Below are 24,386 nucleotides of genomic sequence, written 5' to 3'. Positions count from 1 at the left end.
ACCTCGGTTCAGCTTCTTTTGCATAGTTGGGCACGATGCAGAAATGCTATTGAGCCAGGGCCTCATAGATTCGGAGAGCGTTCGACGTATCCTGCACGCCGCTGCGGATCGTGAAGATTTTCGAATTTTGGTCCATCATGACGCCCTCAAAGACCGGGTGATCGGTTAAATCTACGCCATATAAATGCGGTTGAGTATCTGCAGTATATTGATGATAGACAAGCCGTTCCTCACCGAACATTTCTCGCAGCCTATCCTCGTAATCGTCCAATGGGAGAAAAGCTCCCTGGTTCCCGACAATCTCAAATTGCTGGGGGTCCATTACATAAAGGTCCGGTCGTTCCGTAGCCAACATCACCATCGCTTTTTGCAGCATCCCTATATCGAACGTATCCATTTGGTCATGCGGCGCGAATACAAGCTGTACCTTAATGCGCTGCCATTCCGGCACTAAAGCCGTCATTCGTTGTTCCAGCGACTGTTCTTCATCGTCAGCTTCGATGTTGGCATAATAAGCGCCGAAGAGCATGACAGCGGCATCCTCCGGTACTTCTGCCGCATTATTCAGAAATGTGGAAAGCATCATGCCGGCGAAGGCGACAATGACCGCGGTGCCAAAAATATGAAGCTTATAAGCGGAGAAGAAATGCTCGACTTTCCTTCTGGTCGGCGACTTCTTCATTTCTGCCTGGTACACCTCGTTGTTCTCCATCATTTTATTGAGGTGATAATCCTTAAGTTGTTTGTATGCCTGGCTAATGGCTTCAAATTCTGGTACATCGTCCGGGCTTTTCCGATGTCTCCGGACTATTAAGTAGTACCGATTCTCAATTTCCTCCATCTCCGCATGTTCAGATACACCGAGAAGCTCGGCGGCTTTCTTCAAGTCGTCCACGCTTATCACCAAATTTCATCAGTAATTTATGTTCTCTGTTATTTTATCATGGAAGCGCTCCAAAATGAAGTTCGCCGCAATCCGAACATTCGTTTGTTGTCGATTCGCTCGAAGTGCGGTAGAATGATGGAATATATAGGATAACACCGGATTTCGGCAGGTATGGTTCAGATGTGGAGAAGGATTGTGAAGATGGTTGATATTCAACTTCATAGCAGACCGGGCTTTAAACTGACAGAGGAAATTGCAGGTTTGATACGATCGCTTACAGGAACATGGTTCACCGAACAGGTAGCCGAAGAGATGCGCCGGGATTTGCTGCTGCAGGATGTGCTTTGCCTTTACAAGGAAGGGAGATTGACCTCATTTACATCGTTTACAAGCTTGGAAGGAGCATTGCATATCACGTGGATGGCGACGCATCCCGACGAACAAGGACGAGGATATGGCAGCCGTCTGTTATCCGCCCTCATTCATCATGGCCAAACACTTGGCTTCCCACAGATTAAGCTTTGGACAGTTCCGCCCGAGACGAATGCACGCTATGCATGCACGATTCGCTTCTATGAGAAGCATCAGTTCATGGTTGTGAAACGTTACGCTGACCTGTGGGAAGGCGGAGCGGTAGAGATGAGCTGATCGTTGGCATAAATGGATAGTCTAACGGAAACCAGAGACACTATTTGGCGCTTTTCAGGGTGATTAGAATGCTAACGGAAGCCAGAGACCTTATTTGGTGGATGATATGCGAAAAACAATGATTTCGGTAGATTTAAGGTCCATGAGTTCCGTTAGATTGCAATCTGCGCAAAAATGAGGCCTTTAACGGCTGTGATTTCCGTTAGCATGTCATCTGCAGCTTCCTCGTACATCCGTTCTGACAGTGAAGGAGGGAAGAAGGGAATATGGAACCGATACTAGCCGCAAAATTGTTCGTCGAATCCAACTTTCATCAGTCGCCCTTCGCTCTTGCTGCTGGCAGTGTCATACGAGGAGAGGGAACCATCACTTCGGATTTAGACATTGTGATCGTGGATGACTGTATTGACCGTGCCTATCGGGAGTCCTTCCATGCATATGGATGGCCTATTGAGGTATTTGTCCATAATGAACAAACCGTGAGGGAATATTTCGATCATGATATACAACGAAGACGGCCCTCCTTGGTGAACATGGTCGCAGAAGGTATCCTCATTAAGGATCTCGGTGCGCTCGGCAAGGGATTGAAAGAGCTGGCTCATGAATTGCTGGCAGCAGGACCGGCCCCGTTCACACCAGAAGAGTCTGAAACGAGAAGATACATCATCACAGATCTGCTGGACGATCTGATAGGCGCTCAGAATTACGACGAACAGTTGTTTATCTCTTATAAATTGGTAGAGCAAACATGCAATTTTCTACTTGTAAACCGCCAAGAGTGGATGGGCCGTGGGAAATGGGTCCCGCGTCTGCTGAAGCGATCGGATGAAGCTTCGTACCAAATTTTGATAAAGGCTTTGAAGCAACTATATGTACATCAAGAGAAACAGCCGCTAATCGATTGGATAGTGGTAGAACTCGAAAAGTACGGGGGACGTTGCTTTGCGGGCTATTCCCGAGGAAAACCATAGGTGAATGCGGTTCCATGTAACACAGCTTGATTTCTTTTCTTCGAGGTGGGAGCGAGTGTTTGTTATTATCCGAATTATCAGTGCGCCGATAGCTGCTGTCATCATTTGTTTGGCGTGGGCGTGGGTCCATACTGTGCCGCAATCGGAACGGCTAGATGAGGTGTACTATTTTTCGTTCAGCGGGAATTTTATAACGTCACTCATATTTGCCGTACCTATCTACCTGTTACTGGGTCTCCCGTATTCGTTACTTATAGATAGTGTGGTTACTCGCATTCGGATGAATCGATGGTTTCAAGAAGTTCTGATTATGCTTTTGTACATGGGAGGGGGGATTCTTGCGTTGCTCTTTTTCTTCATCGTGATAGGTAGAACGTCGATTGGCCATCTCATTATGAGCAACCTCCTCCTATTGGGCAGCCTCTCAGCATGGATCTATTATTTGGTCATTCGGCTATTTGAAAGAGTGTGGTCAACGCAATATCGTCGAAGGGAGAGGGATCATTCATGAGAATCGTCCCGCGGATTCTACTTTGCTGCAGCTTGCTATTGTTGTTCGCCTTGGCATCGAACGATGATGCTTATGCATGCTCGTGCATCAGCGTGCCGATTGAGGAGCAATACGAGCGTTCGCACATTGTCTTCCTTGGCACTGTAATCGAGAAGGATGGGCAAGGCGGAAATATATTCGAGATCGAACGCGTCTGGAAAGGCAGTGTGCTGGGCAACACCCTCTATGTATACGGCGGATCCTTCGGGATGTGCGGGATAGAGTTTGAGATGGGCCAGAAGTATTTGATTCATACTTGGCATGCCGAAGGTATGGAGAGAACCGGAATATGCAGCGGGAACTTGCTGGCCAGCGAAGCCGCTGAAGATATCCAAAAGCTAAATGAATGGAGGGCGTCGGAGAAACAGAAATCGTTGGCAGCAGCAACCTTGCTGATCATATCTATTACCGCAATCTTAGGGTTGTCTTACTGGACAATGATACGGAGGTAGAGATAAGACGACGTGTCGCTTTGCAATTCGGTATGAGGCACTTTCATAATGAGGCATTTTCTCCAAGGAGAACCTGCGGAAAGGAGAATGGCAATGATTGTTCGCATTCATCACGCACAGATTACGATCCCGAAAGGCGAAGAGGAAGCGGCCAGAACGTTCTATTGCGGCGTCCTGCAGTTGAGGGAGATCCCAAAGCCGGAGTCTTTGTTGGCCAGAGGTGGCTTCTGGATTGAAATAGGTGACCAGCAAGTGCACATTGGCACAGAGGACGGAGTGGATCGATTCATAACCAAAGCCCACATTGCCTATGAAGTAGAGGATATCACAACGGTTCGACAACGTTTGGAGGAGCAGAACATAACGATAGTGGATGCTGTCCCCATTCCCGGCTACGACCGGTTTGAATTTCGCGATCCTTTCGGAAATCGAGTAGAGTGCATACAACCTGTACCCTTGTAAGGGAGGTGTGGCAATGGGGCATGCACTTGTAGTGGGTGGCTCTGGCATGCTTCGTGGGGTTTCCATTTGGCTTGCCGAATGCGGATTTAAGGTTTCTGTCGTCGGCAGGGAACTAGGAAAACTGCAAGCGCTTGCGGCAGACAACAGCCGTATTATACCAGTAATGGCAAACTATTATGATCCCGTTTCATTCAGCGAACGGGTGGAGCAAGCTGTGAAGGAGCGAGGCACCTTCGATCTCATGGTTGCCTGGCTCCATAGCCGACATTCTGAAATCCTCCAACAACTAATCCTGCTTAACAGGGGGCACGGTCAGGGATGGTCGATATACCACATATTGGGGAGTCGCGACCCTGCTGGTCTGCTTCGTGAGGAGCTCAGTCAACTTGAAGGGATCTGTTATCGCCAAGTTCAGTTGGGAAGCATAGAGGAGGACAGTGGTACCAGGTGGTTGACTCACGCAGAGATTGCGAGCGGCGTCATTTCTGCGATCCGCAGCACAAGATCCTATTATGCAGTTGGCAGAATTCCTACATGCACAGAGGAGGAAGGCATTGATGATTAAATCCAGATTTGTCCGCCACCATGGCATTGCCATCCATGTACTGGACTCAAAGACGATGTCAGATCCTACCTTACCTCCGCTTGTCATTAGCCCCGGCTTGTCAGAGACAGCAGAAGAATATATGGAATTTATGCATGAGATGTATCCCCGCCGATGCATCGTACTTTCCTATCGTGGAAGGGGAAGAAGCGATACACCTGAGCGGGGCTACGGGCTGGCCGAGCATGTGACCGATTTGCAAGCTGTCATAAGCGAGGCGAACTTGCCTGCATTTCATCTAATGGGCCATTCGCGCGGAGTGTCGTATGTACTGGGCTATGCGCTCAACCATAACGAGGCCATCCGATCCCTTGTTTTGGAAGATTATCCCGCCGAGCACAAGAAGATGCCCGAAAGCTGGGCAGAATTCTATATACGTGATTATCTGATTCCTGCACAGCGGGAAGCCCATATTCGGCAGGAGGCAGTCAGAGGAATTGAACGGGAATCCACTCAACTATCTCTAGCCAAGAGATTGAATTTGCCCGTGTTAATCCTGCGGGGGATGCAGGAAGGCAGCATGCTGACGGATGCGCATATGCAGGAATATGAGAGCCTGTATATGCATCTCGAGAAAAAGAACTACCCAAACTCGGGACATGACATCCGAAATACTGAAAGTGCTGCTATGGTGAAGGATATTCAGGCTTTTTTAGCTAGAGCAGATATTAGGGCAACATAACTTGAATAGAAACTAGCTTCATTAAACCCAAATTGTTCCTTCATGTACTGCTTTGGTAGAAATGGATAGTCTCACTCATAGGTTGCGTCAGGAAAAAAGGTTATCCACCCGCTATCATATGGGTTATAATGGAATATGTAATAGATTCTAAGATTAACACCGAATTGAACGATAAGACGAAGGAAGTGTGAAACATGAAGGATATCTTAACGCGAATCGATTGCAATTTTATTCCTGTCAAGGATTTGTCTGCATCCATTGATTGGTATACGAATAAACTAGGTTGCAGATTTATGTGGCAAGAAGGCGATTATGCTGCACTAAACGTCCATCTGAGCCAAGAGGGGCAAGGGAATATCGTGTCTGGCCTTGCTATGATTACGCTCTTGCAGGTAGAGGAGATTGTGCCGATGTCGTTTTTTTACCAGCAAACCCCACATCCGATGATTAATTTCTATTCGTCGGATATTCAATATACACATGCCAAGTTGAAGGAAAACGGCGTTCAAGTCAGTGAGATTAAAGATATGGGCGGCATACAAGCGATGGAATTCACTGAGCTGAACGGTCACTTGATGGGCATCTGCCATTTCTAACTGTTCATCAGAATCGGATTCGATAAGGAGAAAATGGAAATGCAAGAGGTGCGAGGGTTCAATCATCTGACATTAAATGTAGGGAATCTGGAAAAGACCATTTCCTTTTATACGGAGATTCTTCAAATGACCTTGTGCCACCGAGGCAGACGTGATGCTTATTTGGAGTGGGGGAATGCCTGGATTTGCATTGTGGAAGAGCCTGACTTTGCTTCTGTACCCGCCCGCGTTTTAGGGATGAATCATATAGCATTTTATATAGAAGAAAGCGGGTTTCAAAGTGCTGTTCGATTGCTCCGGGAGCGAGGGGTGACGATTGTTCGCGGGCCGCTGAAACGCGGGGCTGGATGGAGCGTCAATTTTCTAGATAACAACGGTATCGAATTTGAGCTACATACATCTACATTGGCGGAACGCATGTCTGTCTGGTCATAGCCTCGATAGGTTCATGCACGTGTATATTTTCCGCTACCACTCTTTGAAAATGGAGCATAAAATTCATGCAAATTAATGAAGCAATCGACGCTTTCATCCAAACATGGAAGGAAGAATTAGACACAAATTTAAGTGATTCCATATCCATCAGCATAAGTGACCCGTTGTGGCGGGAGTAGAAAGACATGGAGGCAGTCATGGAAATAATAATAGCTCTTTTTGGTTTCTTGATTCTTGTCGAGGTGATCTATATCGAAATTCGACTTCGCCAGCAAATTTCATTCCAGAAGCAAATGATCGAGAAGTTGGACGCACTCGTAGAGGCTGTTAGAAAGCGGCGATCCTAATATGGAAACGGTCTTTTATGTTTGAATTGAAACGGTAAGAGGGTTGTTGGCGCAACAGGGTTCTCTGGAAAGGAGAGCCGTGCAGAACAAGGGGGAACATATGAAGAAGTGGTTTTTCGGAATACTCATTCTGTTACTATTCATTTCCGGCGGCCTAAGTTATTGGAACTGGTCCAGTGAAGGAGGGTATGCAACGCCGCTAGAAGCGGTTCATGCATTCAGAAGCTATAAGGGGACCCTGATCCATGAGCATGACGTCGATGGTGGGAAAGTGTTGTTTTTACATAGGGGGCTGCAAGTAGATGAGTGGAATTTCCAGGCCGAGTATGTGAAGGAGACGAGGCGGGGATGGATTTGGGGATACGGAGGAGGCCATTCCGCGGCATTCGGTGATCACCCCCCATCCGAGCGCTGGTCGTACCAGTACTTCCCGAGCACGAAAGGGACGCCATACGAATCTCCGTTTCCAATGCTGTACGGCTTGATGGATTCGGCGCATCATACAGTAAGTGTGCATAGCCACACTACCGGAGAAAACTATCGAACGGCTGGATTGCATGTAGATCAGCTTGGGGTAAAACTTTGGTACTTCTTTCTCACAGAGGGAGATGGGCAACAGTTCACTTTGACGTTTTTGTCTGAAAAGAACGAGGTAATGGACACCATGTACATCGATGAGAGCAAACCGGCAAACGGCGGGAATGTGGGAAAAGCCTTCGACCGATTGAATTGAGCACGATCGAACTAACGATGATGCCTCTGCACTTTAACAATTTGTGGTTCTTATGTATGATTAGAAGGACATGGTATTTGGAAAGGAGGACTTATGAAGAAGCATCGCATTAGGCCGACTGCACTGATACTCCGCGACCGGCATGTTTTACTCATTGAATACGAGGAGAATGGTGAGCAACATTACAATTTGCCAGGAGGCGGATTGAAGAAGGGAGAGACACTGATAGAGGGGTTGGTCAGGGAGCTGCGCGAGGAAGCGAATGTCCAGGCCGAAGTCGGTCCCATTGCCTTCATCTACGAATTTCACCCGCTGCATCAGTCAGGCGACTACAGCCCAGATGAGCGTCCTTCTCTGCATATTGTGTTCGCGTGTACACTTCCAGAAGAGCAAGTGCCCGAGTTGCCGTTGAATCCGGACCCTATGCAAGTCGGCGTTCGCTGGGTCCCGCTCCATGAGCTCGGTTCCCTTGTCCTTTACCCTAACATAGCAGACTATATCTTGAAATTTGCGGACAACCCAACCGTGCTGCCATTGATTGAAGACAAGTATTTGCAAAGCTATGAACGGCGAAGCTAACTGACGCGAATAAAATAAAGAAAGGAATGTGGAATGAATGGAACATACATATTTGTTTAACAGGATTGGTTACGTCTATGCACCGACCTCGGATATCGATGCATCCATAGAATGGTATACGACTCATCTCGCCTTGAAGCTGATGAACAAGTTTGAGGATAGAGGCTCTTACTTGGCTGTGCTGCACCATGCACACAAGCATTCAATTGCGCTTGTCCTCATCGAGACCAAGGATCGGCACAGGTTGGAAATTGCCCGGAACGGACGGCCATTCCCGATCATGGCAATTCAATGCTCCAATATTGAACAAACGTACGAAACGTTGAAGCAAAAAGGCGTTGAGGTGGATACGCTGGAGACGCTCGGCACGGGTGAAGCGAAATACTTCTACTTCCGTGATGACCAAGGCAACTTGCTGGAAGCTGCTTGGTCGATTTGGGACCCTGAGGATGAATTCAAGGAGGATTTTGTACCAGGGTCTTAACTGTCTGCAACAAGATGGTGTTGGCTTATATGCCCGGTGTGTAGAAATAGGATCGGTCGGTTAGGCGAGGAGGGATGAGTTTCGCTGGCAATGGGTTGCTTCGTTCCATGATTGTGTGAGCCTGCGGGAAGGGAGGTCCAGCTAATGTTTCAGGTACCTGTTATAAGTCGCTACTATTATTCAAATCCGAATCTGCGATTGTATCAAATTACAGGTGGCCGGGGATCGACGGAGCGCAAATCAGCCATCCTGTTCTTCCATGGCGCAGGCTTTTCGACTAACCAGGTGACGCCATCCCAATTCCAGCACCATGCCAGTGTATTCGCTTCATACGGGATGCTGGCCTTCTGCGTGGAGTATCGGCCTGCATCTGTCGAGGGTTTGTATTCGCCGTTGACATGCTTGGCCCACGCCCGTGCCGCTATCCGTTGGGTACGTCAACATGCCGATACATTAGGAATAGATGTCCATCGCATTGTTGCAGCCGGTGCATCAGCAGGCGGCTACTTGAGCTTATGTTGTGCGATGATGGAGGAGAGGGGCGAGTCTGTCAGTTCCAAGCCGGATGCGTGTCTGTTGTTCAATGCAGGGATACCGAACCGTTGCTCTCATTGTTCCCGGAAGAAGCAGACGCATTAAGGGCTGCGTCTCCAGTCAAGCTTATCCAATCTGGAGTTCCTCCCAGCATGTTCTTCCACGGTACTGCGGATCAAAATGTTCCATACGAGCATGTTTCCTGTTTCGTCAACCGACTGCAATCCAACGGCAATGACTGTACACTGCTCACTTTTCCAGGAATGGGTCACGGTTTTTTCCGTTATGGCGAAAATGGGAATGTTCCTTATGCGCGTACGATAGAGGCTTCCGTAGCATTCTTGCAGCGCATTCAGTTGATTGCTTGACAAGCGAAGGAATTCAAGAAGAAAAGGAGGGGATCGGGCATTGAACCGAAGTGTACAAGGGATCATCTTCGACATGGACAATACGCTGCTGCAATCGCATATTGATTTCAAAGCGATGCGGGAGGAAATCTATGCTTTTTTGCGTGCGCATGAATTGATCCCGCCTCTTCCTTCCATTGAAGAGCATACTTCTTCTACGTTGATTCAAACTGCCATTGATACGAACAACATGACACAGGCGTTGCTTCAAGAATTATGGACAATCCCAGCCAAGCATGAATACATAGGGATGCGCGGAGCCAAGCTGGAGCCGGGCGTACAGGCATTGCTTGAGGAGCTTGCAGGCCAACTTCGCTTGACGATTGTGACGAACAACTCGCAAGCAGCGGCTCGGCTCGCATTGGAGGAGAACGGCATCTGGTCTTACTTCGATTGGGTCGTAGGACGGGAACAGATGCAACAGATGAAGCCGTCGCCTTCCGGTTTCCTTGAAGTGTTGAGCCGCTTCCCGGGTTTGCCGGTTTCCGCATGGGTGTCTGTGGGGGACGCTTGGATTGATGGCATCGCTTCAGCAGCAGCCGGTATCCCTTTTATCGCTTACCGGGGGGACAGTGATCTTCTGCATAAGAAGGGAGTTCGCCCGTTAGCCAACATGACACATATCCGTGAGCTCAAGACGTACATCCAGTTAGACGGTAACGCTGCAGAATGATTGCAAGTTGCGGACACATCAAGAGCCATATTGGAAGGCAGGAAGGCATCATGGGGATCATTTTGGATTTCATTATCAATATTTTTGGTGAATTGTTCTTGACAGACAGCGCGGAACGGTTGGAGAAGAAAAGAGCAGAACGCCAAAAACAGCGTACGATCAAGCGACTCGTCCGCCACTTTGAATGGTTCGAGCAGCTCTATCGTGTGGAAGGAAACAAGCGTGTGATCGATCAGGATGACGAGATCCGCACAACATTGCTGGATCGGGAATATGTCAGACAGTTGGATTTAAATCTGGCTGAACGGGAAGCATTCGCTAAATTGCTGTCAGCTAAAGCAGCGCATAGGATGCAGGATGCTGCATCTGATAATTTGCCAGAACAAATACATGCGGAACGGAAGGATGATCGTTCATGAGCAAGCTGATGGTTCGGATGTATGAGCATGTCTACTGGGCGAATGCAAAATTGCTGGAGCTGTTGCAGGGGTTGCAGCCGGTTCCGGCTCGATCGCTTCAATTGTTTGCGCATGTTGTGGCTGCGGAGCAAATCTGGCTGGCTCGGCTGAATCGGGAAGACACCTCTCGCATGGAGATTTGGCCAAGATTCGATCTCTCAGCCTGTGAGGAGAGAGTAGCTGCCAACCGGCTGGGGTACACAGAATATTTGGGATCGCTGGACGAGAACGATCTATTTCGTCTTATCTCGTATTCGAACAGTACAGGGAAGCAGTTTGAAACGTCCATTGGGGATATCTTGACCCATGTCTCCTTGCATGGCAGCTATCATCGCGGACAAATCGCCGCCTCCCTGGCGCACGCAGGCTTGCCAGTCGTGAACACAGATTTCATTCAATTTGTGAGACAGACAGCTGCAGAGGATAAATACGAAAAATAGACACTCCCTTAGGGAGTGTCTAAGGATGACTCTGGATGGATAGGGCTTATGCAACGGTCCACTTCAGTTTGCGTCCGCCAGATACAGTAAATCCTTTGTTGGCATAGAACGAAAATGTCGTCGTGAACGCCGGCAAAGGCGGGGTATTGACCTCCAGCCTGCTCCAATTTTGCTCTTTGGCGTGCCGATATGCGGCTTGAAGCAGCAGTTGGCCAATCCCCTTGGAACGGAACGCCGGCTTGACGTACAGCTCTTGGATAATGCCAAATGATCCTCCTGCGTACAGGGAGAAGCTTTCACACAACGAAAGGAAGCCCACGGCATCACCGTCTCCCTCTTGCGCCAAAAACGCGGTATACTTGCCTTGCTCAATGGACTGTCGGCACGCCTCTGTCGGATTGGCGCTGCCGGTGAGCGGCGCTTGACCGGAACGATCCGCAATTTCCTGCATCAATGCTTGATATAACGGAACAATGGCTTCCGCATGGGCGGCCTCAGCACGAATCAATTGCACCATAGTAAAACGCCTCCATAGGATTGTTATATAGTATTAATATACATCTTCATGAATATTAATGCAAACTTTCGAAGGAGGTGATGATGCTCAGCCGATGAAAGGAGGGCTATAGAATGAAACTAGAGAGTGTCTGTCAGGAAGCGGCAGTATATGTTCGGGAGAGAATGGCACACGAAGGAACCGGGCATGATTGGCGGCATATTGACCGTGTTACGAAGTTGGCAATAGCCATAGCAGCAAGGGAGGGAGCAGATGTTGGCATTTGCCAGTTAGCTGCGCTGTTCCACGATTTGCCCGATGACAAGCTGACCGATTCGAAGGAGCAGGAGCTGGAGAACATCGTACTATGGATGAATCGGCATCATGTGCCTGATGCAGATGTCCGGCATATTGTCGAGATTATTGCGACCATGTCTTTTCGCGGCGGAGGCGGAGCGCCGATGCGGACGCTGGAAGGACAAGTCGTGCAGGATGCAGATCGGCTGGATGCGATTGGTGCGATCGGGATTGCCCGCACGTTCACTTACGCCGGAGCGAAGGGGCATCTTATCCACGAACCCGAAAGCGCTCCCAGAGGAGTGCTGACTGCCGAACAATATCGGAACGAGCCCGGTACGGCCATTCATCATTTTTACGAAAAACTGCTGATGCTGAAAGATTTGATGAATACCCCGACAGCGAGAGCGCTTGCAACCGAGCGGCACCTATTCATGGAGCAATTTCTTCATCAATTTTATAAGGAATGGGACGCTGACATTTCTGTCTAAGAGACATAGCGGCGCAAGCATGGACAAGGACCAGGGTATACTAAAGCGATGAATACGAGAAGGAGGCTTGACCTATGCGGCTCTTTACTGCTGTTGATCTTTCCCGCGAGGCTGCCCGGCATATGGAGGAGCTTCAGAAAGGATGCAGGACTGTCCTTCCATGCCAGCGCTGGCAAAAGATCGAGAATATGCATCTCACCTTGCACTTCCTTGGAGAAGTTGAGGAATCCGAAATTCCATCGCTGCAATCGATCTTGCGGGAGGTGACACGGCAGAGCCCCGCTTTCTTCCTGGAATTCAATGATTGGGGAGCGTTTCCGAACGAGACTCGGCCAAGGGTCATTTGGATTGGGGTGAAGGAACAACCAGCGCTATTGGAGCTTCAGCGCACCCTTGCTCCTGCGTTGCAATCATATGGGTACGCTGAAGCGGACAAGCCTTATGTTCCACATATTACGATGGGACGAAATCCGAAGGGGAATGATATCGCCGCGCTTCGCCAGCAAGTGCCCGTACAAGCTGTCCGCTGGAAAGCGAATGCGCTTGTGCTCTATCAATCCGTATTCGGAGCTGGCGGCGTCCGCTATCGAGCGGTGGAGCGCTTTCCTCTAACAACCGGATAAGGGCCGTTGCCTGTGGTAGACGGAATGATTGGCAAACCCTTTGCCCTCCGGGGTAAAGCCGGACTGGGTGATGGTCATTTGCGTTTGGTTCTCCGCAAGGATGCGTCTGGCGAAGCTGACAACGATGTCAGCTTTCATCACTGCCGTGTCCAGAGTATGATCATCGCTCAGCCGGGTGAGTATCGTATCGGCCAAATCAGAAGTTGTATAAGGACGGGCAACGCCGTCAGGCTTCGTCAAATAAGTTGTCTGATGCTTGGTGTTGTCTGTTGACACCCAACTCAAGGAACATACCAGCAAATCGTTGCTCCATTCAATCCGGTATAAGCCTTGCTTGGGGGGTTGTCCGACCTCATAGCTGCACAAATGGGGGACAAGCGTCCATTCTCCCAAAAATCCGTCAAGCTGTTTGTCATGCATGTGCGAGATTCCTCCTGTGACTGCATACTGTTTTATTCTTGTTGTCTTAATCTATGAATCTCGCAATAAAAATATGTGTGAAATTTCGTATAAAAAAGGGAAAGGAATGATTGAAGATGAAATTGGATGTTCAACATTTATTGGCTGTGCTTGCTTATCGCTGCGCAAAATGCTTGCAATCGGCACCGTCGGGGTATGGAGACTTTCAGGCAGGGAACGGGGTGAAGTCGCCTCGCGAGATTCTTGCCCACATTTCGGACCTTATGGATTTCGCCAGCCATCTTGCTACTGGCCAATCAGCTTCTATCAAGGCGGATTCGTGGGAGACGGAGGTGGAGCGGTTTTTCAAGACGATGGAGCATGCGGATCGTCAGTTAGCAAGCGCGGCTTTGGATGACAGCAAGGCGCAGCAATTGCTCCAAGGTCCGTTAAGCGACGCCCTGACCCACGTAGGCCAGCTGGCCATGCTGCGCCGTCTTGCAGGATCGCCCATTGCGGCTGAAAATTTCATGAAGGCGGATATTACTGCGGGAAAACTGCGCTATTTTCAACAGGAGGAAGGCACCGCGTGAAACGAAAAAAAAACGAACTGCGTATACTAGCTAAAGGAGGTAGATACGATGTTTAAGAGATGGCTGGAGAAGCTGCTGCACAGCAAATCTTCACAACGCTATCGCAGCAAGCCCTATCATCGGTATGCAAGCAGCGACGACTATAAGAAACGTTCTGCCTATGGACATCGTCCTCATCACCAATATGGACAGTCCTATTATAAGAAGCGCAAGTATTCCAGTTCGTTCAGCAGTTAATTCCGATGGGAGAGCGATTCGACAATTGCGCGAATCTGCTGTTGAATGTCATTGGCTTCAGAGAAGGGCTGCTCCGCCATCAGCAATCGGCGGAGCAGCTTTTTTGTATCCGGGTGGACGCGGAGCTCCTCTTCCCAGCTGGCATCTGCAGCTTCTTCCTGTCCCGGCTGTTCAGAATATCCGCTGTAAAGCAAGAAGAGCAGCAAGTGGCCGAGTGCATAGAAGTCACTGGATGGATGAAGTGCGCGCCGCAAGCGTTTGTCAGTCGGGTCATCCGCTTCCACATCTTCTACCCGCAGTTGTTCAGTCTCATCCGCTGGAATTGGTCTTGCCAGGCCAAAGTCAATCAGCGTCACAGTATTGCCTGTAAGCATCACATTGGCAATGCTGATATCACGGTGGACGAAGCCTTTGGAGTGGAGGTAGCCTACGACATCAAGCAGTTGATGGAGCAGCTGCAGCGCTTCGCATTCTGCGAAGACGCGCCCGTCCCGAAACAAGCAGGCATCGAGAGTATCCCCTTCGATGTAAGTCATGGTGCAGCACAAATAACGGCTGTGGGCAAACGTCTCCAGCAATGCAGGGATATGCGGATGGCGGATGGCCGACAAACAGTTGATTTCATGTTGGTAGATGCGAGCGGCCCGTTCAGCGCTCCCTCTTGCGGGCAGAGACACTTTCAGCACACATAGCTGATCATGACTGAGGTCGCGGCATAAATACGTATAGCCGTAGCTTCCGACGCCGAGGCGGCGCAGCAGGCGATAGCGGCCGCGTATAAGCTTTCCTCGGCGAAAGGCCCAATTCATCCGTATGCGATTGTGCAGGCTTCGGTTTGTCTCGATCGTTGTAGGCATATTGACCTCGGTTTATTGTTCGTTCCTTCGATCATAGCGCAACGGGAGGATGATGAAAAGTCCCGTTGTGCTCGCTTACGGCAACGCACGGTTTAATTTCTTATACGGTTGGTCAGTCAGGCTTCATGCCAACAAGCAATTGCGGTATAGTAAGGGAGAAGACATGATATTCCACAGATTGGGGTGCAAGCTTATGAAAGTGCTGTTTATTGGGGGTACAGGTCTGATTAGCGAAGCCGTATCCAAACTTGCCGTAGACAAAGGAATCGACTTGTATTTGTTGAACCGGGGCCAACGCACGGAATTTGTTCCGGAAGGCGCTCAGGTGATTCCGGGAGATATTCGCGACCGCGCATCGGCGGAACAAGCGCTTAAGGGCCGCGAATTTGACGTGGTGGTGGACTGGATCGCTTTTACACCCGAGCATGTACAGACAGATATTGAACTTTTCCGCGGGAAGACCAAACAATATATTTTCATCAGTTCGGCTTCCGCTTACCAGAAGCCCGCACTGCATTACCGAATAACCGAATCAACGCCGTTGCACAACCCGTATTGGCAGTATTCCCGGGACAAGATTGCTTGCGAAGAGCTGTTGAACGAAGCTTATCGCAACGAAGGATTTCCGATTACTATCGTCCGCCCGTCCTTTACATACGGCAATACGATGATCCCGGCTTCCATCAACAGCTGGCAAAAGCCGTGGTCATTGGTTGATCGGATGCGCAAGGGCAAGAAAATTCTGGTGCCAGGGGATGGAACTTCACTGTGGACGATGACGCACAACACAGATTTTGCCAAAGGGTTCGTCGGCTTGCTCGGGCATATCCAGGCCATTGGGCATGCATTTCACATTACTTCAGACGAGGTGCTGAGCTGGAATCAAATTTATCAAGCCATTGGTCAAGCGGCAGGTGTAGAACCAATCCTGGCCCACGTCTCCTCCTCCGGCATTATCAAATATGCACCGGAAGAAGAGGGAGGCTTGCTTGGCGATAAAGCGGTCAGCGCTGTTTTTGACAATAGCAAGATCAAGCAATATGTTCCGGACTTCGTTGCTACTGTATCGTTCGCAGAGGGTATCCGGCAGACGATCAAGTATTTCGAAGCGAGACCGGAGCGTTGCGGCATAGACGAGGAATGGAATGCATGGGTCGATCGGATCATTGCGGCTTATGATGCATAATCCGTTTTCAATGCGCATCACTTGTGATACACTGAATCACACAACATGAGAGACGAGGCGAAAACTCGTCTCTTTTTTGTTCATTCCTAAGATCAAGGAGGACAAAATGGACAGAGCGATCTTACAGCAAGCGGAAGCGATAGCGAGGGAAGCCATTCAGCAGGCAGGCGAATGGGCAAGAGACAAATTTGGCCGTGGGATCATAGTGGAGGAAAAAGACCGTTTTGGCGATGTTGTCACAGAGGTGGATCATCAGGCGGAAGCCATTCTCCTTGAGGCTGTACAGCGTGCCTTCCCCGATCACCAGATTCACAGTGAGGAAGCAGGTCATCTAGGTCCGAAGAGCGATTGGCTTTGGTTGATTGATCCGTTGGACGGGACGAATAATTATGCCATTGGTTTGCCAGTGTTTGCGCATTCGATGACATTGCTGTACCGTCGTGAGCCAGTGCTGGGTGTCGTGTACGAACCACTGGTCAATCGCATGTACATCTGCCAGGCTGGGCAAGGCGCGACATGCAATGGGCGGCCAATTCAAGTGCGGCGGGCTGCGGACTTGCACAGAGCGAATATCGGCTGGATTCAGGGGCATCGGGTTCAGCAGGAGTCGCGTGCTGTCCGTTTGCGTCAGCACATTGACATGAGCTGCAAAAGGATGCTGCGGCTGTGGGCACCGACCATTCAGTGGTGCATGCTGGCCTGCGGTCAACTGGATGGGATCGTCTTGTACAACTCGGAGGGGGACGACTTGTATTCCGGATTGCTTATGGTGAAGGAAGCGGGCGGTGTCGTTGTGGACTTCAACGGCAAGCCATTCACCGGCATGAACAGCGAGCCCTATTTAATCGCCTGCCATCCCGACAATCAGCAGGTCATGCTGCAATTGGTTCACGATGGTTTGCAAAAATAGCTTGCATACACCGAGTGAGAGTAAATTGTTGCGGCATGATGCTGAATTTGACAGCTTCCCGCAACTTTCGACCTAATTTCTTCTAGGACTATCGAAACTTGCGCTTGCCCGGGAAATGAAAACGGGTAATACTGATCGGGAACGGCGCATACGGTCTTGGCATGACGGATATCCTAACGGATACATGTTCCAAGAAGGAGGGGTACGATGCCGCAGCATAAGAGCAAGTCCTACAATGAACAGCAGCGCATGGATTCGATGAAGGATGAGGCGGGCACGCCAAACGAGGAAAAAATGAAAAAGCGGCCGCCGAGCTTGAACGGGATTCATAAAAATGTTGCAGATGATTGGTAAATAGAAAGGCCTGACGGTGTACGTACCGTCAGGCCTCATTGCCTTAATGTCCGGATATGGCAGAACTGCCGATGCGCTGAATGAGCTTCTCGCTATCCGGATTCAATCCCGTGAACTTCACTTGCTTGCCCAGCTGCTGATATTTGAGATTCACTTTGGCGATTGCGGTTACCGCTGAGTGATCCCAAACATGCGAGGAGCTGAAATCAATGATGATGCGTTCCGGATCTTCCCGATAATCGAAGGCGTCAACGAAGTGGGACGTCGTGCCGAAGAACAGCTGGCCAGATATGGCGTACTGCTTCTGTCCGTCTCGATGAAGCTTGCTCTCGACGCGCAGCTTGGCAATTCGCCAGCCGAAGATCAGTGCGCTCATGATAACACCGGCAAATACACCTAGCGCAAGATTATGCGTGTAGACGACGACGGCAACGGTCATTATCATGACGAGCGAATCCGTTACCGGTATTTTGCGAAGATCCAGCAGCGAGCGCCAATCAAAGGTGCTGATGGATACCATGAACATGACGCCGACCAAGGCGGCCATTGGAATCTGGACCACTACCTGATCCAGCAGCAAGATCAGAATCAGCAGGAAAACGCCTGCTACCAGAGCGGATAATCTGCCGCGTCCCCCGGATTTCACGTTAATGACAGACTGGCCTATCATGGCACAGCCAGCCATGCCGCCGAAGAAGCCGGTGACCGTATTGGCGATGCCCTGTCCGCGAATCTCACGGTTTTTGTCGCTCTTCGTCTCGGTCATTTCATCCACAATCGTAGCGGTTAGGAGTGACTCCAATATCCCTACCAGCGCTAACGGGAATGAATAGGGCAGAATGATCATCAACGTTTCCCAAGTAAACGGAACATCGGCAATATGGAAGAAGGGAAGTCCAGCCGGAAGCTCGCCCATGTCTCCGACCGTCTTCGTTTGGATCCCGGTCAGCATCGCTGCGACGGTCATGACGATAATGGCCACGAGCGCGGAGGGAACAGCCTTGGTCAGCTTCGGCAGGCCGTAAATAATAACCAGCGTCACTGCGACCATCACATACATCATCCATCCTTCCCCGACGAAATGGGGCAGCTGCGCTGCGAAGATTAGAATGGCCAGTGCATTGACAAAGCCGATCATGACCGAATGCGGGATAAAAGTAATAAACCTGCCCAGCTTCATGATGCCCAGTACGATCTGAATAAGGCCTGTCAAAATGGTTGCCGCGAACAGATATTCCACACCGTGCTCGGCGACAAGCGTAACCATCAAAAGCGCCATTGCGCCAGTCGCGGCCGAAATCATTCCTGGCCTTCCGCCTACGAAGGAAATTAATACCGCAATACAGAAGGAAGCGTAGAGCCCTACCTTCGGATCTACGCCAGCGATAATCGAGAAGGCGATTGCCTCCGGGATTAGAGCCAGCGCGACAGTGATGCCTGCCAATACATCATTGCGCGTATTGAACAGCCAAGTGTTTTTTAATTTTTGCAATAACATCATGTCGTTTCTCTCCTATTGTCTATACCTAGTAGTGTATGGCCTCCCACTCTCAGGTTGGCCGGGTCCGTTTTTCACAAGAGTTCATTATACTTATTTTCGACACAATTGAATAGAGGTAGTCTGAAATTGCATAGAATCTTCTCCATGCAAAAAAGGTTTGGATAGCGTTTTTCGCAACCAAACCTTGTATGTATCTGCGATGCAGCTTCTGGCTTTTATTTTCTAAGAAATAAAGCAATATTTTTGAAAGCTTTTCCGTTCCACGTAAAGCCGGATTGAATCAGCTTCAGCCAACTCTCGTCTCTCGAAAGTTCGATGCGGGCGAGGCTGACTGTGTATCCGGACTTTTTCTTCACTGTTACGAGGGTGTACGGATCTTCCAGTGTCGTAATCATATGATCGGCAATGACCGGATTGTCGTTTGGATATTCCTTGCCATCGGGTCTGACACTGTATATCATTTGTTGTTCGCGTCCGTCGGATGTAACCCAGTTTGCGTGAAAGGACAGGCGGCCTTCCGTCAATGCTTTAATTTCATAGCTCCCGGCCTGCGGAGGGGCCCCGGTTTCGAAATGATTGTGTTCAGGGAGCAGTTGATAATGTCCCTCGAAGCGGTAAAGCCCGGCTAAACGATTGGCATGCATGTCTTCATAGGCTACAAACACGCGATCACCTCCGGTCGAATGGGGTATTGTATCATCAACAATTGCCATTTTCATATCAATTCGCAAGCAAATGAAGCTACTGGGGGTAACTCTATTCTATGAAAAAGGCTGAAATGCATTCAATAATCCGAAAGTATTGTTTTTGTCAAATTTTGATGCCCCTTCTTCAATCACGTATAATAGTGTCAGTCAAGTACGAGTAGGAGATTGGTAGGAGGCGCTTCCACTGCTTGCGGGAAGCTGTCCGGCACTTGTGTGAACCGCAACCGGGGCATAATCGGTCATACGAAGCCGAGCAGCAGCCGCAAGGAAGTGCAGGTGCAAAGATGGGAACATCGGCATGAGCCGTTCCTCCTATATTGGAAAGCCAATGTCAAGATTATCCTTATTAAGACATGCAATTGATAGGCCTTGTGTATGAAATCAATGGAATCATAGAAAGAAGAAGGAGCGTGCCTATGAGCAACTATTGGAGCAAACGATTGAACGAACTCGAACCCTATGTTCCGGGGGAGCAACCCAGGCAAGCAGGCTTGATTAAGCTGAACACGAATGAAAATCCGTTCCCCCCGTCTCCACGCGTAATGGAAGCAATGAAACAGGCAGTCAATAACGATCTGCGCTTGTATCCCGATCCGACGGATGAGCGGCTTAGAACAACGATTGCATCCTACTATCACTTATCTGAGAAGGAAGTGTTTGTAGGGAACGGTTCGGATGAGATTTTGGCTTTTGCTTTTCGCGCTTATTTCGATGAGGACCGGCCTATCTTGTTTCCGGAAATCAGCTACAGCTTCTATCCGGTTTATGCCAAGCTCTACGGCATTCCGTTCCGAACGGTTCCTGTTGACGAGTCGGGCGCCATCGATGTCAGCGCTTTTTTCCAGGACAATGGCGGCATTGTGTTCCCGAATCCGAATGCGCCAACCTCGCTGGCTCTTTCCTTGGAGCAAGTAGAGGAGATTGTCTCCCGGAATCTCAGCCAAGTAGTAGTTGTAGACGAGGCCTATGTGGACTTCGGGGCGCAGACAGCATTACCGCTCATAAGACGCTATCCGAACTTGCTCATTGTTCAGACATTGAGCAAATCGAGGAGTTTGGCTGGATTGCGTGTCGGACTGGCGCTCGGGCATCCGTCACTGATTGAAGCATTGAATCGGGTAAAGGGCTCTTTCAACTCATATACGTTGGACCGCGTAGCGCATGCTGGTGCTGTTGCAGCCTTCGAAGATGAAGAGTACTTCCAGCATACGCGCAGCGAAATTATGAGGATCAGAGACAGGACCATCAAGCAGCTTCAGGATATCGGTCTCTGGGTAGCCCCGTCCTCAACGAATTTCTTGTGGGTGAAGCATGGACGCGTCGATGCGGAAGAAATCTATTCCCGGCTTCGGGAGGCAGGGATTTTGGTTCGTCATTTCAGCGCCCCGCGTGTGAAGCCGTATTTGCGAATTACAATCGGTACAGAGGCCGAGATGGACGCGCTGATCAGCCAACTGAGCGAGATATTAGTGAGATAAATAATTAATCATATTAATAATATCAATCATAAGACTTTAACCGTTGTCGAATCCATGAATTGATTGATTGCGGAAGGAGATGCTTCATGAGTTATATGATGCAGCTGCGGAAAGTTCTCGGGTCTCAACCATTGATTATGACGGGCGTATGCGTAATAGTACGCAATGAGCAGGGAGAGTTTCTCCTGCAGCTCCGTTCCGACAGCCTGGATTGGGGCACGCTCGGAGGAGCGCTGGAGCTGGGAGAGTCGATGGAGGAAGCAGCTGCGCGCGAGCTTTACGAAGAAGCGGGCTTATCGGCCGAATCATATCGGTTCGTAAAGCTGCTGTCCGGCAAGGAGATGTATTACCGATATCCGAATGGCGACGAGGTTTATAACGTCACCGCTGTCTACGAGGCGCGAGGCGTTCAAGGGGAGCCGGCCATCCAGGACGATGAAGGCTTGGCGCTCCGTTATTATGCGTTGCCAGACATTTATAAGCAGTTGAACCCGTTCTCGAAGGTAATCCTTACGCACGCGGGTTACTGGCAGGAAGGAGAGTGTCATTCCGAATGACGAAACCGATTCGAAATTCTGCGAAGGCCGTCATTATTCACAACGGCAACGTGCTGCTTACCAAAAATCAAGACTCGACAGGAATCTTCTATTTGTTTCCCGGAGGCGGACAGGAAAAGGGGGAGGAGCTGAAAGACGCCGTTGTCCGGGAATGCATGGAAGAGCTGGGGGCCGAGGTGGAAGTAGGCGATTTGCTGACTGTCCGCGAATACATCGGAAGCCATCATGAATTTGCGAGATGGGATGCCGATGTGCATCAAGTAGAATTTTATTTTTCCTGCCGTTTGCGAGACCCGGGACAGAGCTTCGCGCATGCAGCAAACCCGGACGAGAAACAGATCGGTGTGGAGTGGGTGAAGCTGCAAGATCTTCCGGACATGCGTGTGTTCCCCCGCGCACTGTGCAAGGAGTTGAGCCGCGAGAAGCGGCCTCCGTTTTATTTGGGGGATATTTCTTAAGCTGCCGTTCATGTTCTGTTCATCTTTTCATTGTACTGTAATAGAGATAGGGACCGGGCACCGGTCCGAATCTCTCATTTGAAGGCAGGTATCGCCCATGAAACGGATAAAGCTGCTCACCATTGACGATGATCCGTATATTTGTGAAATCATTCGTCTGTATGCGGAGAAAGAAGGCTATGAGGTATTAATTGCGCATGATGGCATGACAGGTTTGGCGCTTGCCCTCGATCTGGAGGCGGATCTCATCGTGCTCGATATTATGCTGCCGGAAATCGAAGGCTGGGAAGTGTGCAGGCGCCTCAAGATGGACCGAAATATTCCGGTGATCATGCTGACAGGCAAGGGTGAACGGTATGACAAGATGACAGGGTTCGAGCTTGGCGCTGATGATTATGTTGTCAAGCCGTTCGATTCCCAGGAGCTGATGGCGCGCATCAAGGCTGTACTGCGCCGCTCTTATCCAGCGCTTTGCCACGATGAAGTGGCGGCCGTTAGCGGCTTGAAGCTGGATTTGCGTCGTTATGCGGTTGAGACTGAGAATGCTGCGTTTACGCTCCCTCCAAAAGAGATGGAGCTGCTGTATTTCCTAGTTTCTCATGCCAATCGGGTTTTCACTCGCCAGCAGTTGCTGGACCAGGTATGGGGATATGACTACGAAGGAGATCCAAGAACCGTGGATGTTCATATCAAACGAATCCGGGAAAGGCTTGTCCAGCCTGATCAGCCATGGTCCATCCAGACGATCCGGGGCGTGGGCTATAAGCTGGAGGCAGGCACGCGATGAAAACGAAGCTGTCCACGATATCGCCCTCCAGGAGCATATTCCTGAAATTGTTCGTGTCCATGCTGCTCATTATTGTCATATCTTATCTTTTGACCAGCCTGCTGTTTTCGCTGCTCTTCCGCAAGGATGTCCGCCACATTGTCGAACGCAATCTGGTGCAGGTGCAGCACAGAATTGCCCACCATATCCAGGACGCTTATGAGATGGGGCTGGATCGGCCGAGCCTGGTCGCATCCATGGATCTCGCTCTCGGTCATCCTGATCGTGTTTTTTCGATATACAATGCGCAAGGGGACTTGCTGTATACCATTGGCGGGGAGCAGATGGCTATTACTGAGGAACGAAGCAAGGTGCTGCAAGCCATGAGGGGGATTTCCGTCGAGGGCGTCGAGCCGCACGAGGAAGCGGAAGTCTATTATGTTGCTTCGCCCATTCTGCAAGGCTTAGACACAGAGGAGAAAGCGATTTTGATCGCATCGAGAGAATTCGGTCGGGAGGTGCGCCGCCCGTTCGGCCCGATTTTATGGAGTCTGATCATTTCGATCCCGGTCTCTGCCATTATTTTGTTTTTTGTTTCGCGGAAGCTGACAACCCCTCTCAAGGAAATGAGCGAAACGGCGTTGTCATTTGCCGGCGGAGAATTGTCCCGACGAGTGCCTGTGAAGTCCGCGGATGAAATTGGACAATTGGGCGAGTCTCTGAATTATATGGCAGAGGAGCTCTCGTCTCTGGAGAAAATGAGGCAGGGTTTTCTGGCGAATGTCTCCCATGATTTGCGTTCACCCTTGACTTCGATTCACGGATTTCTGGCGGGCATTTTGGACGGCACCATTCAGCCTGAACGCGAACGCCATTATTTGATGATGATGAAGGATTCGACGGATCGCATGAGGAAGCTGGTATCCGATTTGCTGGATATGGCTAAGATTGAATCCGGCCAATTTGATATGGATCCTTGTCCGTTCAACTTATCCGAGGAGTTGCGGAGAACCATTGCGCAGCTGGAACCGCTGTTCGTCCAGAAGAAGATGAAGGTCGAGCTGATTCATCCGCCGAGCGATGCTTATGTGTATGCCGATCCGGTCCGTATCGGACAAGTCATCGTCAATTTGCTGCAAAATGCCATTCAGCATTCGCCCCTGCATAGTCAGGTGACAGTGGTCATCCAGCTGGCAGAAGAGGATGTGAGCGTAAGCATCAGCGATCAGGGCGCTGGCATTCGCCAAGAGGACCTGGATAAAATATGGGATCGCTTCTATAAGGGGGATAAGGCACGCACGCACAAAACCGGCACGGGTCTCGGCCTCGCGATTGTCAAGCATATTTTGACCTTGCATCAGAGCAAGATTTCTCTGGAAAGCTCGAAAGGGAAGGGAACCCGCATACAATTTACACTGCCCGCCCATATGACAGGAACAAGTTTGAGCATTCGGTGATGCCTGCCTGTTCATTTTCTGTTCACAATGTCCTGCTATACTCCTAAACCAGACAGGTGAATAGGAGAAGGGGTGGGA

General features: G+C 49.9%; 35 protein-coding genes. 29 read left to right on the top strand and 6 right to left on the bottom strand.

The window, feature by feature from the left end; translation table 11 throughout:
* Positions 1–46: 46 nt before the first annotated feature.
* Positions 47–895, bottom strand: a complete 849-nt coding sequence (locus XYCOK13_RS12120; protein WP_213412418.1) for a J domain-containing protein — start codon at positions 893–895, stop codon at positions 47–49.
* Positions 896–1,066: 171 nt separating this feature from the next.
* On the opposite strand from XYCOK13_RS12120, the gene XYCOK13_RS12115 reads away from it, so the two are divergent.
* From XYCOK13_RS12115 to XYCOK13_RS12035, 17 genes are all read left to right on the top strand, one after another.
* Positions 1,067–1,534, top strand: a complete 468-nt coding sequence (locus XYCOK13_RS12115; protein WP_213412417.1) for a GNAT family N-acetyltransferase — start codon at positions 1,067–1,069, stop codon at positions 1,532–1,534.
* 266 nt (positions 1,535–1,800) lie between these two features.
* Complete coding sequence (locus tag XYCOK13_RS12110; protein WP_213412416.1) at positions 1,801–2,505, top strand: nucleotidyltransferase domain-containing protein; 705 nt, start codon at positions 1,801–1,803, stop codon at positions 2,503–2,505.
* A 507-nt stretch (positions 2,506–3,012) separates the two neighbouring features.
* Complete coding sequence (locus XYCOK13_RS12105; protein WP_213412415.1) at positions 3,013–3,507, top strand: hypothetical protein; 495 nt, start codon at positions 3,013–3,015, stop codon at positions 3,505–3,507.
* 93 nt (positions 3,508–3,600) lie between these two features.
* Positions 3,601–3,969, top strand: a complete 369-nt coding sequence (locus XYCOK13_RS12100; RefSeq protein WP_213412414.1) for a VOC family protein — start codon at positions 3,601–3,603, stop codon at positions 3,967–3,969.
* Between the two features lie 13 nt (positions 3,970–3,982).
* Positions 3,983–4,534 carry a Rossmann-fold NAD(P)-binding domain-containing protein gene (locus XYCOK13_RS12095; RefSeq protein WP_213412413.1) on the top strand — a complete coding sequence of 184 codons (552 nt, stop codon included), beginning with the start codon at positions 3,983–3,985 and terminating at the stop codon, positions 4,532–4,534.
* Positions 4,527–5,255, top strand: a complete 729-nt coding sequence (locus XYCOK13_RS12090; protein WP_213412412.1) for an alpha/beta fold hydrolase — start codon at positions 4,527–4,529, stop codon at positions 5,253–5,255. Before XYCOK13_RS12095 ends, XYCOK13_RS12090 begins: the two co-directional genes overlap by 8 nt.
* A gap of 194 nt (positions 5,256–5,449) precedes the next feature.
* Positions 5,450–5,851 (top strand): VOC family protein, encoded by a 402-nt coding sequence (locus XYCOK13_RS12085; protein ID WP_213412411.1) that lies wholly within the window; start codon positions 5,450–5,452, stop codon positions 5,849–5,851.
* A gap of 39 nt (positions 5,852–5,890) precedes the next feature.
* Positions 5,891–6,286 carry a VOC family protein gene (locus XYCOK13_RS12080; protein WP_213412410.1) on the top strand — a complete coding sequence of 132 codons (396 nt, stop codon included), beginning with the start codon at positions 5,891–5,893 and terminating at the stop codon, positions 6,284–6,286.
* Positions 6,287–6,483: 197 nt separating this feature from the next.
* Positions 6,484–6,633 carry a hypothetical protein gene (locus tag XYCOK13_RS12075; RefSeq protein WP_213412409.1) on the top strand — a complete coding sequence of 50 codons (150 nt, stop codon included), beginning with the start codon at positions 6,484–6,486 and terminating at the stop codon, positions 6,631–6,633.
* Between the two features lie 100 nt (positions 6,634–6,733).
* Positions 6,734–7,366 carry a hypothetical protein gene (locus XYCOK13_RS12070; protein ID WP_213412408.1) on the top strand — a complete coding sequence of 211 codons (633 nt, stop codon included), beginning with the start codon at positions 6,734–6,736 and terminating at the stop codon, positions 7,364–7,366.
* A gap of 93 nt (positions 7,367–7,459) precedes the next feature.
* Positions 7,460–7,945, top strand: a complete 486-nt coding sequence (locus XYCOK13_RS12065; protein WP_213412407.1) for an NUDIX domain-containing protein — start codon at positions 7,460–7,462, stop codon at positions 7,943–7,945.
* Positions 7,946–7,982: 37 nt separating this feature from the next.
* On the top strand, positions 7,983–8,429 hold the full coding sequence (locus XYCOK13_RS12060; protein WP_213412406.1) for a VOC family protein: 447 nt from the start codon (positions 7,983–7,985) through the stop codon (positions 8,427–8,429).
* A gap of 144 nt (positions 8,430–8,573) precedes the next feature.
* Complete coding sequence (locus XYCOK13_RS12055; RefSeq protein WP_213412405.1) at positions 8,574–9,068, top strand: alpha/beta hydrolase; 495 nt, start codon at positions 8,574–8,576, stop codon at positions 9,066–9,068.
* Complete coding sequence (locus XYCOK13_RS22355; RefSeq protein WP_373314394.1) at positions 8,999–9,331, top strand: alpha/beta hydrolase family protein; 333 nt, start codon at positions 8,999–9,001, stop codon at positions 9,329–9,331. Before XYCOK13_RS12055 ends, XYCOK13_RS22355 begins: the two co-directional genes overlap by 70 nt.
* Positions 9,332–9,371: 40 nt before the next feature.
* A complete protein-coding gene (locus XYCOK13_RS12045) occupies positions 9,372–10,043 on the top strand; it encodes an HAD family hydrolase (protein ID WP_244865128.1) in 672 nt (223 codons plus the stop codon).
* A 50-nt stretch (positions 10,044–10,093) separates the two neighbouring features.
* Positions 10,094–10,462 (top strand): hypothetical protein, encoded by a 369-nt coding sequence (locus XYCOK13_RS12040; protein ID WP_213412403.1) that lies wholly within the window; start codon positions 10,094–10,096, stop codon positions 10,460–10,462.
* Complete coding sequence (locus XYCOK13_RS12035) at positions 10,459–10,941, top strand: DinB family protein (RefSeq protein ID WP_213412402.1); 483 nt, start codon at positions 10,459–10,461, stop codon at positions 10,939–10,941. Before XYCOK13_RS12040 ends, XYCOK13_RS12035 begins: the two co-directional genes overlap by 4 nt.
* A 46-nt stretch (positions 10,942–10,987) precedes the next feature.
* On the opposite strand, the gene XYCOK13_RS12030 is transcribed toward XYCOK13_RS12035, so the two are convergent.
* The gene (locus XYCOK13_RS12030; RefSeq protein ID WP_213412401.1) at positions 10,988–11,458 is read right to left on the bottom strand and encodes a GNAT family N-acetyltransferase; all 471 of its coding nucleotides are present in this window, start codon (positions 11,456–11,458) and stop codon (positions 10,988–10,990) included.
* 113 nt (positions 11,459–11,571) lie between these two features.
* Here XYCOK13_RS12030 and XYCOK13_RS12025 point away from each other — a divergent pair, with 113 nt between their 5' ends.
* Together XYCOK13_RS12025 and thpR are read left to right on the top strand one after the other, a co-directional pair.
* Positions 11,572–12,225: an HD domain-containing protein gene (locus XYCOK13_RS12025; RefSeq protein ID WP_213412400.1), complete on the top strand. Its 654-nt coding sequence runs from the start codon at positions 11,572–11,574 to the stop codon at positions 12,223–12,225.
* Positions 12,226–12,299: 74 nt separating this feature from the next.
* Positions 12,300–12,848, top strand: coding sequence for an RNA 2',3'-cyclic phosphodiesterase (gene thpR / locus XYCOK13_RS12020; RefSeq protein WP_213412399.1), 549 nt, complete (start codon positions 12,300–12,302; stop codon positions 12,846–12,848).
* Here the strand turns inward: thpR and XYCOK13_RS12015 are convergent.
* Entirely contained in the window at positions 12,834–13,268 is a 435-nt protein-coding gene (locus XYCOK13_RS12015; RefSeq protein ID WP_213412398.1) for a PH domain-containing protein, read from the bottom strand. The two genes, thpR and XYCOK13_RS12015, sit on opposite strands and share 15 nt — an antisense overlap.
* Before the next feature lie 116 nt (positions 13,269–13,384).
* Here XYCOK13_RS12015 and XYCOK13_RS12010 point away from each other — a divergent pair, with 116 nt between their 5' ends.
* Together XYCOK13_RS12010 and XYCOK13_RS12005 are read left to right on the top strand one after the other, a co-directional pair.
* Positions 13,385–13,840 carry a hypothetical protein gene (locus XYCOK13_RS12010; protein ID WP_213412397.1) on the top strand — a complete coding sequence of 152 codons (456 nt, stop codon included), beginning with the start codon at positions 13,385–13,387 and terminating at the stop codon, positions 13,838–13,840.
* A 48-nt stretch (positions 13,841–13,888) separates the two neighbouring features.
* Positions 13,889–14,077, top strand: a complete 189-nt coding sequence (locus XYCOK13_RS12005; RefSeq protein ID WP_213412396.1) for a hypothetical protein — start codon at positions 13,889–13,891, stop codon at positions 14,075–14,077.
* Here the strand turns inward: XYCOK13_RS12005 and XYCOK13_RS12000 are convergent.
* Entirely contained in the window at positions 14,074–14,934 is an 861-nt protein-coding gene (locus XYCOK13_RS12000) for a serine/threonine protein kinase (protein ID WP_213412395.1), read from the bottom strand. The two genes, XYCOK13_RS12005 and XYCOK13_RS12000, sit on opposite strands and share 4 nt — an antisense overlap.
* A gap of 193 nt (positions 14,935–15,127) precedes the next feature.
* Here XYCOK13_RS12000 and XYCOK13_RS11995 point away from each other — a divergent pair, with 193 nt between their 5' ends.
* The 3 genes from XYCOK13_RS11995 (at position 15,128) to XYCOK13_RS11985 (ending at position 17,384) form a co-directional block, all read left to right on the top strand.
* Positions 15,128–16,120, top strand: coding sequence for an SDR family oxidoreductase (locus tag XYCOK13_RS11995; protein WP_213412484.1), 993 nt, complete (start codon positions 15,128–15,130; stop codon positions 16,118–16,120).
* Positions 16,121–16,226: 106 nt separating this feature from the next.
* Positions 16,227–17,030, top strand: coding sequence for an inositol monophosphatase family protein (locus tag XYCOK13_RS11990; protein ID WP_213412394.1), 804 nt, complete (start codon positions 16,227–16,229; stop codon positions 17,028–17,030).
* Between the two features lie 207 nt (positions 17,031–17,237).
* Positions 17,238–17,384: a hypothetical protein gene (locus tag XYCOK13_RS11985; RefSeq protein WP_213412393.1), complete on the top strand. Its 147-nt coding sequence runs from the start codon at positions 17,238–17,240 to the stop codon at positions 17,382–17,384.
* A gap of 43 nt (positions 17,385–17,427) precedes the next feature.
* Here the strand turns inward: XYCOK13_RS11985 and XYCOK13_RS11980 are convergent, their stop codons facing one another.
* Both XYCOK13_RS11980 and XYCOK13_RS11975 read right to left on the bottom strand, forming a co-directional pair.
* Positions 17,428–18,882 (bottom strand): SulP family inorganic anion transporter, encoded by a 1,455-nt coding sequence (locus XYCOK13_RS11980; protein ID WP_213412483.1) that lies wholly within the window; start codon positions 18,880–18,882, stop codon positions 17,428–17,430.
* A gap of 218 nt (positions 18,883–19,100) precedes the next feature.
* Positions 19,101–19,604, bottom strand: coding sequence for a hypothetical protein (locus XYCOK13_RS11975; protein ID WP_213412392.1), 504 nt, complete (start codon positions 19,602–19,604; stop codon positions 19,101–19,103).
* Positions 19,605–20,008: 404 nt separating this feature from the next.
* On the opposite strand from XYCOK13_RS11975, the gene hisC reads away from it, so the two are divergent.
* From hisC to XYCOK13_RS11950, 5 genes are all read left to right on the top strand, one after another.
* Positions 20,009–21,070: a histidinol-phosphate transaminase gene (gene hisC, locus XYCOK13_RS11970; RefSeq protein ID WP_213412391.1), complete on the top strand. Its 1,062-nt coding sequence runs from the start codon at positions 20,009–20,011 to the stop codon at positions 21,068–21,070.
* 86 nt (positions 21,071–21,156) lie between these two features.
* Entirely contained in the window at positions 21,157–21,627 is a 471-nt protein-coding gene (locus tag XYCOK13_RS11965) for an NUDIX hydrolase (RefSeq protein ID WP_213412390.1), read from the top strand.
* Complete coding sequence (locus tag XYCOK13_RS11960; RefSeq protein ID WP_213412389.1) at positions 21,624–22,085, top strand: NUDIX domain-containing protein; 462 nt, start codon at positions 21,624–21,626, stop codon at positions 22,083–22,085. Before XYCOK13_RS11965 ends, XYCOK13_RS11960 begins: the two co-directional genes overlap by 4 nt.
* A gap of 97 nt (positions 22,086–22,182) precedes the next feature.
* Complete coding sequence (locus tag XYCOK13_RS11955; RefSeq protein ID WP_213412388.1) at positions 22,183–22,872, top strand: winged helix-turn-helix domain-containing protein; 690 nt, start codon at positions 22,183–22,185, stop codon at positions 22,870–22,872.
* Positions 22,869–24,308, top strand: a complete 1,440-nt coding sequence (locus tag XYCOK13_RS11950; RefSeq protein ID WP_213412387.1) for a sensor histidine kinase — start codon at positions 22,869–22,871, stop codon at positions 24,306–24,308. The genes XYCOK13_RS11955 and XYCOK13_RS11950 overlap by 4 nt, the downstream gene beginning before the upstream one ends.
* The last annotated feature ends 78 nt before the right edge of the window (positions 24,309–24,386 follow it).

Source organism: Xylanibacillus composti, from assembly GCF_018403685.1.
Taxonomy (GTDB): Bacteria; Bacillota; Bacilli; order Paenibacillales; family K13; genus Xylanibacillus; species Xylanibacillus composti.
This window is presented reverse-complemented; position numbering and strand designations above follow the sequence as displayed.

Bases quoted from the DNA above. Each gene is read 5' to 3' on its own strand.
- XYCOK13_RS12115 (WP_213412417.1), top strand. From the start codon at position 1,067: ATGTGGAGAAGGATTGTGAAGATGGTTGATATTCAACTTCATAGCAGA.
- XYCOK13_RS12110 (WP_213412416.1), top strand. From the start codon at position 1,801: ATGGAACCGATACTAGCCGCAAAATTGTTCGTCGAATCCAACTTTCAT.
- XYCOK13_RS12105 (WP_213412415.1), top strand. From the start codon at position 3,013: ATGAGAATCGTCCCGCGGATTCTACTTTGCTGCAGCTTGCTATTGTTG.
- XYCOK13_RS12100 (WP_213412414.1), top strand. From the start codon at position 3,601: ATGATTGTTCGCATTCATCACGCACAGATTACGATCCCGAAAGGCGAA.
- XYCOK13_RS12095 (WP_213412413.1), top strand. From the start codon at position 3,983: ATGGGGCATGCACTTGTAGTGGGTGGCTCTGGCATGCTTCGTGGGGTT.
- XYCOK13_RS12090 (WP_213412412.1), top strand. From the start codon at position 4,527: ATGATTAAATCCAGATTTGTCCGCCACCATGGCATTGCCATCCATGTA.
- XYCOK13_RS12085 (WP_213412411.1), top strand. From the start codon at position 5,450: ATGAAGGATATCTTAACGCGAATCGATTGCAATTTTATTCCTGTCAAG.
- XYCOK13_RS12080 (WP_213412410.1), top strand. From the start codon at position 5,891: ATGCAAGAGGTGCGAGGGTTCAATCATCTGACATTAAATGTAGGGAAT.
- XYCOK13_RS12075 (WP_213412409.1), top strand. From the start codon at position 6,484: ATGGAAATAATAATAGCTCTTTTTGGTTTCTTGATTCTTGTCGAGGTG.
- XYCOK13_RS12070 (WP_213412408.1), top strand. From the start codon at position 6,734: ATGAAGAAGTGGTTTTTCGGAATACTCATTCTGTTACTATTCATTTCC.
- XYCOK13_RS12065 (WP_213412407.1), top strand. From the start codon at position 7,460: ATGAAGAAGCATCGCATTAGGCCGACTGCACTGATACTCCGCGACCGG.
- XYCOK13_RS12060 (WP_213412406.1), top strand. From the start codon at position 7,983: ATGGAACATACATATTTGTTTAACAGGATTGGTTACGTCTATGCACCG.
- XYCOK13_RS12055 (WP_213412405.1), top strand. From the start codon at position 8,574: ATGTTTCAGGTACCTGTTATAAGTCGCTACTATTATTCAAATCCGAAT.
- XYCOK13_RS12040 (WP_213412403.1), top strand. From the start codon at position 10,094: ATGGGGATCATTTTGGATTTCATTATCAATATTTTTGGTGAATTGTTC.
- XYCOK13_RS12035 (WP_213412402.1), top strand. From the start codon at position 10,459: ATGAGCAAGCTGATGGTTCGGATGTATGAGCATGTCTACTGGGCGAAT.
- XYCOK13_RS12030 (WP_213412401.1), bottom strand. From the start codon at position 11,458: ATGGTGCAATTGATTCGTGCTGAGGCCGCCCATGCGGAAGCCATTGTT.
- XYCOK13_RS12025 (WP_213412400.1), top strand. From the start codon at position 11,572: ATGAAACTAGAGAGTGTCTGTCAGGAAGCGGCAGTATATGTTCGGGAG.
- thpR (WP_213412399.1), top strand. From the start codon at position 12,300: ATGCGGCTCTTTACTGCTGTTGATCTTTCCCGCGAGGCTGCCCGGCAT.
- XYCOK13_RS12015 (WP_213412398.1), bottom strand. From the start codon at position 13,268: ATGCATGACAAACAGCTTGACGGATTTTTGGGAGAATGGACGCTTGTC.
- XYCOK13_RS12010 (WP_213412397.1), top strand. From the start codon at position 13,385: ATGAAATTGGATGTTCAACATTTATTGGCTGTGCTTGCTTATCGCTGC.
- XYCOK13_RS12005 (WP_213412396.1), top strand. From the start codon at position 13,889: ATGTTTAAGAGATGGCTGGAGAAGCTGCTGCACAGCAAATCTTCACAA.
- XYCOK13_RS12000 (WP_213412395.1), bottom strand. From the start codon at position 14,934: ATGCCTACAACGATCGAGACAAACCGAAGCCTGCACAATCGCATACGG.
- XYCOK13_RS11995 (WP_213412484.1), top strand. From the start codon at position 15,128: ATGAAAGTGCTGTTTATTGGGGGTACAGGTCTGATTAGCGAAGCCGTA.
- XYCOK13_RS11990 (WP_213412394.1), top strand. From the start codon at position 16,227: ATGGACAGAGCGATCTTACAGCAAGCGGAAGCGATAGCGAGGGAAGCC.
- XYCOK13_RS11985 (WP_213412393.1), top strand. From the start codon at position 17,238: ATGCCGCAGCATAAGAGCAAGTCCTACAATGAACAGCAGCGCATGGAT.
- XYCOK13_RS11980 (WP_213412483.1), bottom strand. From the start codon at position 18,882: ATGTTATTGCAAAAATTAAAAAACACTTGGCTGTTCAATACGCGCAAT.
- XYCOK13_RS11975 (WP_213412392.1), bottom strand. From the start codon at position 19,604: ATGAAAATGGCAATTGTTGATGATACAATACCCCATTCGACCGGAGGT.
- hisC (WP_213412391.1), top strand. From the start codon at position 20,009: ATGAGCAACTATTGGAGCAAACGATTGAACGAACTCGAACCCTATGTT.
- XYCOK13_RS11965 (WP_213412390.1), top strand. From the start codon at position 21,157: ATGAGTTATATGATGCAGCTGCGGAAAGTTCTCGGGTCTCAACCATTG.
- XYCOK13_RS11960 (WP_213412389.1), top strand. From the start codon at position 21,624: ATGACGAAACCGATTCGAAATTCTGCGAAGGCCGTCATTATTCACAAC.
- XYCOK13_RS11955 (WP_213412388.1), top strand. From the start codon at position 22,183: ATGAAACGGATAAAGCTGCTCACCATTGACGATGATCCGTATATTTGT.
- XYCOK13_RS11950 (WP_213412387.1), top strand. From the start codon at position 22,869: ATGAAAACGAAGCTGTCCACGATATCGCCCTCCAGGAGCATATTCCTG.